Raw genomic sequence first — 12,934 nt, forward strand, 5'->3', positions numbered from 1 at the left:
CTGATGCAGTACCAATAATGAGAGTCACCCATGGCGTTCCTTTATTTTTACAGAACAGACATTCAACACGGATTGTCCTGGCGTTTTCTGGCAAATAATAAGGGCGTGGTTGGTATTTTTACTTTTTCCCTGCTAGCTATGATGCTAGCTATGATGCTAGCTATGATGATTGTGCCGTTATGCTATTCCTCAACCCTTATTGACCGTCATCATCCTGATGGGCGCAAGGTTCGGATTGAGATCAATGATGGGAAAACCCGCAATAGCACCCTGACAGTGATAGGAGGCAAGCCCGCTGGCAACGCCGATTTTCCCAGTGTCGGCAACGGAGACAACGGAGGCAACGGGGGCTTCTTTTATTTGCCGCCTCCTCCCTGGGGAGGTGGCGGCGGCAGGCCATCGGGATTGTTCGAAATTGACCTGGCTATTCTGCAACCCGTCATCAACTGGCTGATGCCCATAGGTAAGGATTCTGGTGATGGCCGACAGGCAGCCAATGAGGATGGTCAACCCTCTGGCAGCAGACCCACAGGATCAAATGATGCAAATAACCACCACCCTCAACAGGAAAATCAACAGGAAAAAAGAGAATCACCTGAAAATCGAGAGAACAAATCACCAGGAGAAGGCAATGATAGCAGTGGAGATGGCAATAACAGAAAAGACGACAATGGAGAGGAAAGTCAAAATAATGCTTCGACTGAGGACCTTCAGATACTTGCCAACGAGCTTCTGGCCATCATTGCAAGCGACGAACCCAACGCCGCTTTTAAATTCAGGGAAATGTTAGAGATGCTGGACATGCCTCAGCGTTTGCAGGTTCTGGAAACAAAAGGCACAAACATCAAGGGCAATACGGTTACTCCTCTTGAGGCGATATTGGCACTGCCGCGTTCTTCCCATAAGTACTCAACACGCAACCGATTTATCGGGCAGCTGATAGAAGCCGCTGGCAACAACCGCCAGATGATTTTGTCTGAAATTGTTCTGGACATAATCCACAAGCTCAACCAATCTCACCAACAACCACAGATAGGGGATTTCGAAAAATGTTGCTTTACTGAGTACTTCCTTCAATTGTCCCTGCTTCATTCAAACCCGGTTGAGCGTATTCGCAATCTATTAGAAAAAATATCAGATTTAGCCATCAGGAGTGAGATTATAAATAATGCGCAATCATTGACATTTCCCACCTCTTTTCTGGATACCTTGAAACGATTTAACCAGCACTCATCGCTCCATGAATTATTACGCTTATCAAATGAACTGCGTGTACAAAATGATTACATAGCGACCACTGCTTTCGGCGATAATGCACTGCGTGTGGATAAATATGAATCCAGAAAAATTATTGATGCAGAGTGCGCGATATGTAAGGAGCCGTTTGAACGCTCGTCAAATATAGTGAAAACGCCCTGTAATCACCTTTATCACGTTGATTGTTTAAGTCAGTGGCTCAAAAAAAGGTTGCAGGATCGTTCAATTAGAAATTGTCCTACCTGTCGTACACAATTAAATGGCTTAAGAAAAAAAATTAACGACTTTAACAAACTATTGAAAAAATACGACGATTGTCATTCTTTAGCTATTGCAGAAAGAGCAGTCAAGGAATGGGATAAAGCAGAAACAAGTTATGCAACCTTGTACCATTTTGTCCAATTTTGCCGACATAGCAGCCAGGCATCTGATGATTCACAGTTTGTAAAACTCTTGCGAACCCTCATTCATCCCATGAACAAAGCCGAAATTATCCATCGCGGCAAGATCAACTCAGCCGTCTTCAGCCCCAATAACCACCGTGTGGTGACCGCCAGTGACGACGGCACTGCGAAAATCTATGTCTATCAGTCCGATGGATCCTGGCGGGAAGAGTTCACTATCCTCCACGATGGTATGGTCAAATTAGCCCGCTTCAGCGCCGATAGTCGCCGTGTGTTGACCGCCTGTAGCGATGGGACAGCAAAACTCCATATTCTGAAGGAGGATGAATCATGGCAAGAAGAAGTGACCATCAGCCATGATGGTCCGATCCATTTAGCCGAATTCAGCGCCGATAGTAGCCGTGTGTTGACCGCCAGCAGAGATGGGACAGCAAAAATCCATGGTCAGAAGGAGGATAGATCATGGAAAAAAGAAGGGACTATCAACCATCATGGTATGATCTATGTAGCCAGATTCAGTGCTGATGGTAGCCATGTGGTGACTGTCGGCGATGATAATCTGGTGAAAATCACGGGCAAATCTGCCAATGGATCATGGCAAGTAAAATTTATCGTTATCCATGAGGGCTGGCTCAACGCAGTCAACTTTAGCCCCGATAACCGCTATCTGGTGACCGCCTGTGAAGACGACACGGCAAAAATCATTGGCCAGAAAGACGATGGATCATGGGAAGAAGAATACACTAGCACCGGTGGTCCGATCTTTGAGGCCCACTTCAGCCCCGATAGCCGACATGTAATGACTGTCGGCAGGGATGATAATCTGGTTAAAATCATTGGTAAAAGGGCCGACGGATCATGGGGAGCAAAAGCCATCATTTCCCATAGTAATCTTATCAACACAGCCATCTTCAGTCCCGATAGCCGCCATGTGATGACCACCAGTCACGACGATCAGGCAAAAATCTACGGCGAAAAGACCGATGCATTATGGGAAGAAGAAATCACTATCCACCACAATGATTTGATCTTAACAGCCATCTTCAGCCCCGATAGCCAACATGCAGTCATCACCAGTTATGATGGAACGGCAAAAATCCATAACCTCAAGAATGATGGATCATGGGAAGAAGGACGCACTATCCATGATATACGTCAGGCCTCTCATGCCAGCTTCAGTGCCGATGGCCGCTTTGTGATGACCTTTGGGAATGTGATCGATGGGATCGATGGGATCGATGGGGCCGTGAAAATCAATGACCTGAATGGCGCTATCAAAATCGTTATCCGCTACGTCCGCCCAATCTTCTCAGCCAGCTTCAGCGCCAATAGCCGCTTTGTACTGACCCACAGTTATTTGTCAGACTCTGATGGTTTCGGCGACATTGTGAAAATTACTGAACTGTGGAAGGAAGAGTAACTCCACCAGCGTTCTGGAAATTCTTGGCTATTCTCTGATGCAGTACCAATAATGAGATTCGCCCATGGCGTTCCTTTATTTTTACAGAACAGACATTCAACACGGATTGTCCTGGCATTTCCTGGCAAACAAGAAGGGCGTGATTGGTATTTTTGTTCTTTCCCTGCTGGCTATAATGCTGGCTATGATGCTGGCTATGATGCTGGCTATGATGATTGTGCCGTTATGTTATTCCTCAAACCTTATTGACCGTCATCATCCCGATGGGCGCAAGGTTCCGATTGAAATCAATGATGGGAGAGCACGCAATAGCACCCTGACAGTGATGGGAGGCAAGCCCGCTGGCAACGCCGATTTTCCCGGTGTCGGCAACGGAGGCAATGGCGGCTTTTTTTATTTGCCTCCTCCTCCCTGGGGAGGTGGCGGCGGCAGGCCATCGGGATTATTCGAAATTGACCTGACTATTCTGCAACCCGTCATCAACGGGTTGATGTCCATAGGTAAGGATTCTGCCAATGGCCGACAGGCAGCTAATGAGGATGGTCAACCCTCTGGCAGCGGACCCAATGCAGGATCAAATGACGGAACTAACCAGCACCATCAAGAAGCACCTGAAAATCGGGAGAACAAATCACCGGGAGAAGGCAGTGGTAGCAGCGGCGATGGCAATAACAGAAAAGACGACAATGGCGAGGAGAGTGAAAATAATGCTTCGACCACAAATGATTACATAGCAATCATTTGTGGTCGCGATAATGCTCTGCGTGTGGATAAACAGGAATCCAGACAAATTATTGGTGTAGAGTGTGCGATATGCAGAGAGCAGTTTGTAGACTCGTCAAATATAGTGAAAGTGGCCTGTAATCATCTTTATCACGTTGATTGTTTAAATAAGTGGCTCGAAACAAAGGAGCAGAATCGTGCAACTCCAGATTGTCCTACCTGTCGCAAACCATTATATGGCTTAAAAATAAAACTTAACGACTTTAACGAACTATTGAAAAAATACGATGGTTGTCATTCTTTAGCTACTGCAAGAAGAGCAGTGGAGGAATGGAATAAAGCAGTAACAAGTTATGAAACCTTGTACCATTTTGTCCAGCTTTGCCGACATAGCAGCCTGCCATCTGATGATTCACAGTTTGTAAAACTCTTGCGACGCATCCCTCATCTCGTGACAAAAGCCGAAATTATCCACGGCAGTATCACCTCAGCCGTCTTCAGCACCAATAACCACCATGTGATGATCGCCAGTAACGACGGCACTGTGGAAATCCATAGCGATGAGACCGATGGATCGTGGAGGGAAGAGTTCACTATCCACCACGATGATCGGGTCAAATTAGCCCGCTTCAGCGCCGATAGTCGCCGTGTGTTGACTGCCAGTGACGATGGGATAGTAAAAATCCATGTTCGGAAAGAGGATGGATCATGGCAAGAAGAAATAACCATCAGCCATGTTGATTCGATCCGTATAGCCGACTTCAGCGCCGATAGTCGCCGTGTGTTGACCGTCAGTTTCAATGGGCCAGCAAAAGTCCATGGTCAGAAGGAGGATGGATCATGGAAAGAAGAAGTGATCATCAGCCATAATGGTCCGATCGATTTAGCCAGCTTCAGTGCTGATGGTAACCATGTGGTGACTGCCGACGTAACAGATGACCTGGTGAAAATCACGGGCGCATCTGCCGATGGATCATGGCAAGTAAAATTTACCGTTATCCACAAGAATGATGTCAACTCAGCCAACTTCAGCCCCAATAACCGCTATCTGGTGACCGCCAGTAGCGACGGTACGGCAAAAATCATTGGCCAGAAAGACGACGGATCATGGCAAGAAGAATACATTAACACCGATGGTCCGGTCTTTTCAGCCGAATTCAGCCCCGATAGCCGACATGTGCTCACTTTCTGCGCGGATGATTACAAGGTTAAAATCATTGGTAAACGGGCCGACGGATCATGGGGAGTGAAAGGCATCATTTCCCATAGTGATCTTATCCGCAAAGCCAACTTCAGTCCCGATAGCCGCCATGTGGTGACCACTTGTGACGACAAACAGGCAAAAATCTACGGCGAAAAGACCGATGTATCATGGGAAGAAGAAATCACTATCCACCACGATGTTAGGGTCTCCTCAGCCACCTTCAGTCCCGATAGCCAACATGCAGTAACCACCGGTCATGATGGAACAGCAAAAATCCATAACTACAAGAATGATGGATCATGGGAAGAAGGACTCACTATCCATCATACTGATAAGGTCATTTCAGCCACCTTCAGTGCCAATGGCCGTTTTGTGATGACCTTTGATTTGGATGGTGTCGCGATAATCACTCAACTGAAAGGCGATGGATCATGGGAAGAAAAAATCATTATTCGCCAACCCAGTACAATCATCTCAGCCAGCTTCAGCGCCGATAGCCGCTTTGTAAGCCAAAAGTTTTGGGGAGGATTTCGTGTGCACAAGATTGTGTCAATTACTGAACCATGGAAGGAAGAATAATTGATGTTTCAGAACTCAAGATGCAGTTTTGTTCTTTTCCTGCTGGCTATGATGCTGGCTATGATGATTGTGCCATTATGCTATTCCACAACCCTTGTTGACCATCATCCCGATGGGAGCAAGTTTCAGATTGAAATCAATGATGGGAGAGCACGCAATAGCACCCTGACAGTGACAGGAGGCAAGCCCGCTGGCAACGCCGATTTTCCTGGTGTCGGCAACGGAGACAACGGAGGCAACGGCGGCTTCTTTTATTCCCCTCCTCCTCCCTGGGGAGGTGGCGGCGGCAGGCCATCGGGATTGTTCGAAATTGACCTGACTATTCTGCAACCCGTCATCAACTGGCTGATGTCCACAGGTGATGGCCGACAGGCAGTTAATGAGGATGGTCAACCCTCTGGCAGCAGACCCACAGAATCAAATGACGCAACTAACCACCACCCTCAACAGGAAAATCAACAGGAAAATCAACAGGAAAATCAACAGGAAAATCAACAGGAAAAAAGAGAACCCCCTGAAAATCGAGAGAACAAATCACCGGGAGAAGGCAATGATAGCAGCGGGGATGGCAATAACAGAAAAGACGACAATGGCGAGGAGAGTAAAAATAATGCTTCAACTCAGGACCTTCAGCTACTTGCCAATGAGCTTTTAGCCATCATTGCAAGCGACGACCCCAACGCCGCTTTTAAATTCAGGGAAATGCTGGAGAAGCTGGACATGCCTCAGCGTTTGCAGGTTCTGGAAACAAAAGGCACAAACATCAAGGGCAATACTGTTACTCCTCTTGAGGCGATATTGGCACTGCCGCGTTCTTCCCATGAGCACTCAACAGGCAACCGATTTATCAGGCAGCTGATAGAAGCCGCAGGCAACAACCGCCAGGTGATTTTGTCTGAGATTGTTCTGGACATAATCTACAAGGTCAATCAATCCGACCAACAACCACAAATAGGGCATTTTGAAAAATGTTGCTTTACTGAATACTTCCTTCAATTGTTCCTGTTTCATTCAAACCCGGTTGAGCGTATTCGCAATCTATTAGAAAAAATACCAGATTTAGCCATAAGGAATAAGATTATAAATAATGCGCAATCATTAACATTCCCCACCTCTTTTCTGGATACCTTGAAACAATTTAACCAACACTTATCGCTCCATGAATTAATACGCTATTCAAATGAACTGCGTATGCAAAATGATTACATAACTATCACTTCTTACCGCGATAATGCACTGCGTGTGGATAAACATGAATCCAGACAAATTATTGATGCAGAGTGCGCGATATGTAAGGAGCAGTTTGCTCGCTCGTCAAATATAGTGAAAACGCCCTGTAATCACCTTTATCACGTTAATTGTTTAAGTCAGTGGCTCAAAAAAAGGAGGCAGGGTCGTGCAATTCAAGATTGTCCTACCTGTCGTACACAATTAAATGGCTTAAGAAAAAAACTTAACGACTTTAACAAACTATTGAGCAAATACGACGGTCGTCATTTTTCAACTATTGCAAGAGCAGTTAAGGAATGGAATGAAGCAGAAACAAGTTATGAAACCATGTATCATTTTGTCCAATATTGCCGACATAGCAACCGGGCATCTGATGATTTAAAGTTTCTAAGTATCTTGCGAAACATCATTCATCCCGTGGTAAAAGCCGAGATCCGCCATGACGGTAAAGTCAACTCAGCCAGCTTCAGCGCCAATAACCACCGTATGGTGACGGCCAGTGACGATGGCACTGCGAAAATCTATGTCTTTCAGTCCGATGGATCATGGAAGGAAGAATTCACTATTCGCCACGATGGGCCGGTCAAATCAGCCAGCTTCAGCGCCGATAGTAGCCGTGTGTTGACCGCCAGTGACGATGGGACAGCAAAAATCCATGTTTGGAAGGAGAGTGGATCATGGGAAGAAGAGCTCACTATTCGCCACGAAGGCCCGGTCAGATCAGCCAGCTTCAGCGCCGATAGCAGCCGTGTGTTGACCGCCAGTGACGACGGGACAGCAAAAATTTATGTCCTGAAGGAGAGTGGATCATGGGAAGAAGAAGGAACCACCCACCATGATGGTCCGATCCATTTAGCCAGCTTCAGTCCTGATGGTAGCCATGTGGTGACTGTTGGCAAAGATAACATGGTGAAAATCAAGGGCAAATCCGTCAATGGATCATGGCAAGTAACATTTATCGTTCTCCATAGTAACCATGTTAACTCAGCCATCTTTAGCCCCAATAACCGCTATCTGGTGACCGCCAGTAACGATGGCACGGCAAAAATCATTGGCCAGAAAGGCGATAAGTCATGGGGAGACGAATTCACCATTAGCCACATTAGCACCAATGGCCCGATCCTATCAGCCGCCTTCAGCCCCAATAGCCGACATGTGCTGACTGTCGGCAAGGATAGCCTGGTTAAAATCATTAGCAAACAAGCCGACGGATCATGGGTAGAAAAAGCCATCATTTCCCACAGTGATGACATCAGCTCAGTCACTTTTAGTCCCGATAGCCGCCATGTGGTGACCGCCAGTTTCGACAAACAGGCAAAAATCTACGGCAAAAAGACCGATGTATTATGGGAAGAAGAAATCACGATCCACCACCATCATAGGATCTCCTCAGCTACCTTCAGTCCCAATAGCCTAAGAGCAGTAACCACCAGTCTGGATGGAACGGCAAAAATCCATGACCGCAAGAATAATTCATGGGAAGAAGGAATCACTATCCTTCATCATGGTCGGTTCATTTTGGCCACCTTCAGTACCGATGGCCGCTTTGTGATGACCTTTGGTGAAGATCCTACGGCGAAAATCAATATCCTGGCCAATTCACGGCAAACAGAACTTCCTATCCGCAACTCTGGCCCGATATCCTCAGCCACTTTCAGCGACAATAGCCGTTTTGTGGTGACCACCGGTTTGGAGTCACTTGTTAGAGGTACCGAAAACATTGCGAAAATCATTGAACTATGGAAGGAAGAGTAGCTCTTGCAACATCCCGGAAATTCTTGGCTATTCTCTGATGCACTACCAATAATGAGATTCACCAATGGCGTTCCTTTATTTTTCCAGAACAAACATTCAACACGGATTGTCCTGCCGTTTTCTGGCAAACAAGAAGAGCATGGTTGGTATTTTTGCTCTTTTCCTGCTGGCTATCATGCTAGTGATGATTGTGCCGTTATGCTATTCCTCACTCCTTATTGACCGTCATCATCCCGATGGGCGCAAGGTTCGGACTGAAATCAATGATGGAAGAACACGCAATAGCACCCTGACATTGACAGGAGGCAAGCCCGCTGGCAACGCCAATTTTCCCAGTGTCGGCTTTCCCAGTGTAGGCAACGGAGGCAATGGAGGTTTTTTTTATTTGCCTCCTCCTCCCTGGGGAGGTGGAGGCGGCAGGCCATCGGGATTATTCGAAATTGACCTGACTGTTCTGCAACCCGTCATCAACTGGCTGATGTCCATAGGTAAGGATTCTAGCGATGGCCGACAGGCAGCCCACGAGGATGGACAACCTTCTGGCAACGAACCCAATGCAGGATCAAATGACGCAACTAATCACCATCAACAGGAAAAAAGAGAAGCACCTGAAAATCGAGAGAACCAATCACCGGGAGAAGGTAATGGTAGCAGTGGGGATGGTAATAACAGAAAAGACGACAATGGAGAGGTGAGTAAAAATAATGCTTCGACTCAGGACCTTCAGGTAATTGCCAACGAGCTTTTAGCCATCATTGAAAGTGACGATCCCAATGCCGATTTTAAATTCAGGGAAGTGCTGGATAAGCTGAACATGCGTCAGCGTTTGCAGGTTCTGGAAACAAAATGTACAAACATCAGGGGCACTACTACGGTCACGCCTCTTAAGGCGATATTGGTACTGCCGCGTTCTTCCCATGAGCACTCAACACGCGACCGATTTATCAAGCAGCTGATAGCAGCCGCTGGCAACAGCTACCCGATGATTTGGTCTGACAAAAACCATCTGATGATTTGGTCTGACAACAACCACCTGATGATTTTGCATAAGATTGTTCTGGACATAATCAACAAGGTCAATCAATCTCACCAACAGCTACCCATAGGACATTTTGAAAAACGTTGCTTTACCGAGTACTTCATTCAATTATTCCTGCTTGATTCACACCCGGTTGAGCGTATTCGCAATTTATTAGAAGAAATATCAGATTTAGCCATAAGGAATGAGATTATAAATGATACAAAATCATTGAAATCCCCCAGCTCTTTTCTGGATATCTTGACACAATCTAACCAGCACCCCTCGTTCCATGAATTATTACGCTTATCAGATGAACTACGTTTGCAAAATGATTACATAGTTACCCATTCTTTCCGCGATAACGCACTGAGAGTGGATAAACATGAAACCAGACAAATTATTGATACAGAGTGCGTGATATGTAAGGAGCAATTTGTACGAACGTCAAATATAATAAAAACACCCTGCAATCACCTTTATCACGTAGATTGTTTAAATCAGTGGCTCAAAAAAAGGGAGCAGGATCGTGCAATTAGATATTGTCCTACATGTCGCACACAATTAAATGGCTTAAGAAAAAAACTTAACGACTATAACGAACTATTAAGAAAATACGACGGTTGTCATTCTTTCGCTACTGCAAGAAGAGCAACGTATGAATGGAATAAAGAAGAAACAAGTTTTGCAGCCTTGTACCATTTTATCCAATTTTGCCGACATAGCGGCCAGGCATCTGATGATTCACAGTTTCTAAATCTCTTGCGAAGCTGCATTCATCCCGTGGTAAAAGCCGAGATCCGCCATGACGGTAAAGTCAACTCAGCCACCTTCAGCGCCAATGACCAACGTGTGGTGACCGCCAGTGACGATGGCACTGCGAAAATCTATGTCTCTCAGTCCGATGGATCATGGCAGGAAGAATTCACTATTCGCCACGATGGTCCGGTCAAATCAGCCAACTTCATCCCCGACAGTAGCCGGGTGTTGACCGCCAGCGACGATGGAACAGCAAAAATCCATGTTTGGAAGGAGGATGGGTCATGGGAAGAAGAAATCACTATCCGCCACCGTGGGCCCATTCATTCAGCCAGCTTCAGCGCCGATAGCAGCCGTGTGTTGATCGTCAGTGAAGATGGGACAGCAAAAATTCATGTTCAGAAGGAGAGTGGATCATGGGAAGTAGAAGAGACCATCAACTATGATGATCCGATCCGTTTAGCCAGCCTCAGTCCTGATGCTAGCCATGTGGTGACTGTTGGCAAAGATAACGTAGTGAAAATCAAGGGCAAATCCGCCGATGGATCATGGCAAGTAAAATTTATCGTTCTCCATAAGGAGTCTGTCAACTCAGCTATCTTTAGCCCCGATAACCGCTATGTGGTGACCGCCAGTAACGATGGCACGGCAAAAATCATTGGCCGCAAAGACGACGAATCATGGGAAGAAGCATTCACCATTAGCCACATGAGTACCGGTGGTTCGATCCTATCAGCCGCCTTCAGCCCCGATAGCCGACATGTGCTGACTATCGGCAAGGATAACCTGGTTAAAATCATTGGCAAACAGGCCGATGGATCATGGCTGGAAAAAGCCATCATTTCCCATAGTGATCTTATCAGCACAGCCACTTTCTGTCCCAATGGCCGCTATGTGGTGATCGCCAGTTTCGACAAACAGGTAAAAATCTACGGCGAAAAGACCGATGCATTATGGGAAGAAGAAATCACTGCCCTTCATCGTGGTGGTTTCACTTCGGCAACCTTCTGTCCCGGTTTCTGCTATTTGATGACCTTTGGTAAAGATCCTACGGCGAAAATCAATATGCTGGGCCATTCACGGAAAAGAGAACTCCTTATCCACAACTCTGGTCCGATATCCTCAGCCACCTTCAGCGACAATAGCCGTTTTGTGGTGACCACCGGTTTGGTGTCACTTGATAGAGGTACCGAAAACATTGCGAAAATCATTGAACTATGGAAAGAAGAGTAGTCCCGGAAAATCTTGGCTATTCTCTGATGCACTACGAATAATGAGATTCACCCATGGCGTTCTTTTATTTTTACAGAACAGATATTCAACACGGATTGTTCTGGCGTTTCCTGGCAAACAAGAAGGGTGTGATGGGTATTTTTGTTCTTTTCCTGCTGGCTATGGTGGTTGTGCCGCTATGCTATTCCTCAAACCTTATTGAGCGTCATTCCGATGGGCACAGGGTTCGGGGTGAAATCAATGATAGGAAAAAAGGGGTATCAATCTTCACACCGGACTGGGTGGTTACCTTCAGGCCTGTGCCGACAATAACCGACAGTCGACGTATGATTGGTCACAGTGGTTGCCATGGGCAATGGATGAATAAAGGCTGAAGGCAATGCAGGGGCATGATTCGCCCAATCAGGCTTAGGAGTCTACTTTTCAATTTCAGAGAAATGCACAAGCTCGTAAATCCCATTTTTAAGGCTCCACGTGTCGAGTATTGTCTGCTGGTTTGAGCGGGCAACCAGTTTCTGGGTCAAACTCACCAAGATGCTTCACGCACTTGTTATTTTTCCACTATTAAGAATCAGCACGATAAATAAGGAAATAACTGTTCTTGTGAAAATCAAAATTGATACCAAAAAAATAGCTAAAAAACCGTATTTTCTCTACATCCTTTTCTTCAATAGGATAGCCACCATCATACATAGAGTTGTTACGAGGGACTTCGAATAAATCCTGTAATTTTGATAAAGGTGTTCCTGAAATAGGTTTTTCATCGACCAGTCTCTCTGTCCTATTGCTAAAACATTCTATTTTAAAACCCATACTACTTATTGCTCCACTTTTCGATTTTTATCTGCTGGCACTAGTGGTCGACCTGTCTCGGGGTCAAACTCGCCAAGATGCTTTCCATGCTTGTTATATTTTTCAACAGTGCCGTGACGACTGTCCCACTCGTAAATGTTACCTTTTTGATCGACCCATCGTGCTCTTTTTGCACCACCTTCTTGAACGGAAGTCTTTTTCTTTGCCTTGGCTGCTTCAGGAAAGGCTTTTAGATAATCCGGAGCGGGAACATAACCACTGACTCCCTGATAATCATGATCCTCACGTCCTCCATAATGCCGCTGCCACTCCTTATGCCGGGCTTCAACACTATCCGGGTGCCAGCCATTTTTCTTCAGAGCAGGTGACGGTACTCTGGTCAGCTCAGCCAAAGCCTTTACTTTCGCAACCGGCACCAGCACCGAAAGCACCTTCCCGGCTCCCAGTATACGAGCCTGAGTGATTTCGTCCAGTTGTTGCCAGACGGCACTGACCCGGTTGCCAGTGCTGTCGTCGATAAACTCCACCACGGCATCCAT

Annotated in this window: 7 protein-coding genes; 5 read left to right on the forward strand and 2 right to left on the reverse strand. The window is 46.2% G+C overall.

Annotation, left to right across the window (positions count from 1 at the left end):
• Positions 1–30: 30 nt before the first annotated feature.
• The 5 genes from K7B67_RS18920 (at position 31) to K7B67_RS18940 (ending at position 11,956) form a co-directional block, all read left to right on the forward strand.
• Positions 31–3,081: an RING finger domain-containing protein gene (locus K7B67_RS18920; RefSeq protein ID WP_252177422.1), complete on the forward strand. Its 3,051-nt coding sequence runs from the start codon at positions 31–33 to the stop codon at positions 3,079–3,081.
• 64 nt (positions 3,082–3,145) lie between these two features.
• Positions 3,146–5,587, forward strand: a complete 2,442-nt coding sequence (locus K7B67_RS18925; RefSeq protein WP_252177423.1) for an RING finger domain-containing protein — start codon at positions 3,146–3,148, stop codon at positions 5,585–5,587.
• Positions 5,588–5,590: 3 nt separating this feature from the next.
• Positions 5,591–8,572 carry an RING finger domain-containing protein gene (locus K7B67_RS18930; protein WP_252177424.1) on the forward strand — a complete coding sequence of 994 codons (2,982 nt, stop codon included), beginning with the start codon at positions 5,591–5,593 and terminating at the stop codon, positions 8,570–8,572.
• A 64-nt stretch (positions 8,573–8,636) separates the two neighbouring features.
• Entirely contained in the window at positions 8,637–11,582 is a 2,946-nt protein-coding gene (locus K7B67_RS18935; RefSeq protein WP_252177425.1) for an RING finger domain-containing protein, read from the forward strand.
• A 53-nt stretch (positions 11,583–11,635) separates the two neighbouring features.
• Complete coding sequence (locus K7B67_RS18940; RefSeq protein ID WP_252177426.1) at positions 11,636–11,956, forward strand: hypothetical protein; 321 nt, start codon at positions 11,636–11,638, stop codon at positions 11,954–11,956.
• Positions 11,957–12,146: 190 nt separating this feature from the next.
• On the opposite strand, the gene K7B67_RS18945 is transcribed toward K7B67_RS18940, so the two are convergent.
• Positions 12,147–12,395, reverse strand: coding sequence for a hypothetical protein (locus tag K7B67_RS18945; protein WP_252177427.1), 249 nt, complete (start codon positions 12,393–12,395; stop codon positions 12,147–12,149).
• A 5-nt stretch (positions 12,396–12,400) separates the two neighbouring features.
• Entirely contained in the window at positions 12,401–12,925 is a 525-nt protein-coding gene (locus K7B67_RS18950; RefSeq protein ID WP_252177428.1) for a colicin E3/pyocin S6 family cytotoxin, read from the reverse strand.
• Between the last annotated feature and the right edge of the window lie 9 nt (positions 12,926–12,934).

The organism is Endozoicomonas sp. 4G (genome assembly GCF_023822025.1).
Classification (GTDB): Bacteria; Pseudomonadota; Gammaproteobacteria; order Pseudomonadales; family Endozoicomonadaceae; genus Endozoicomonas_A.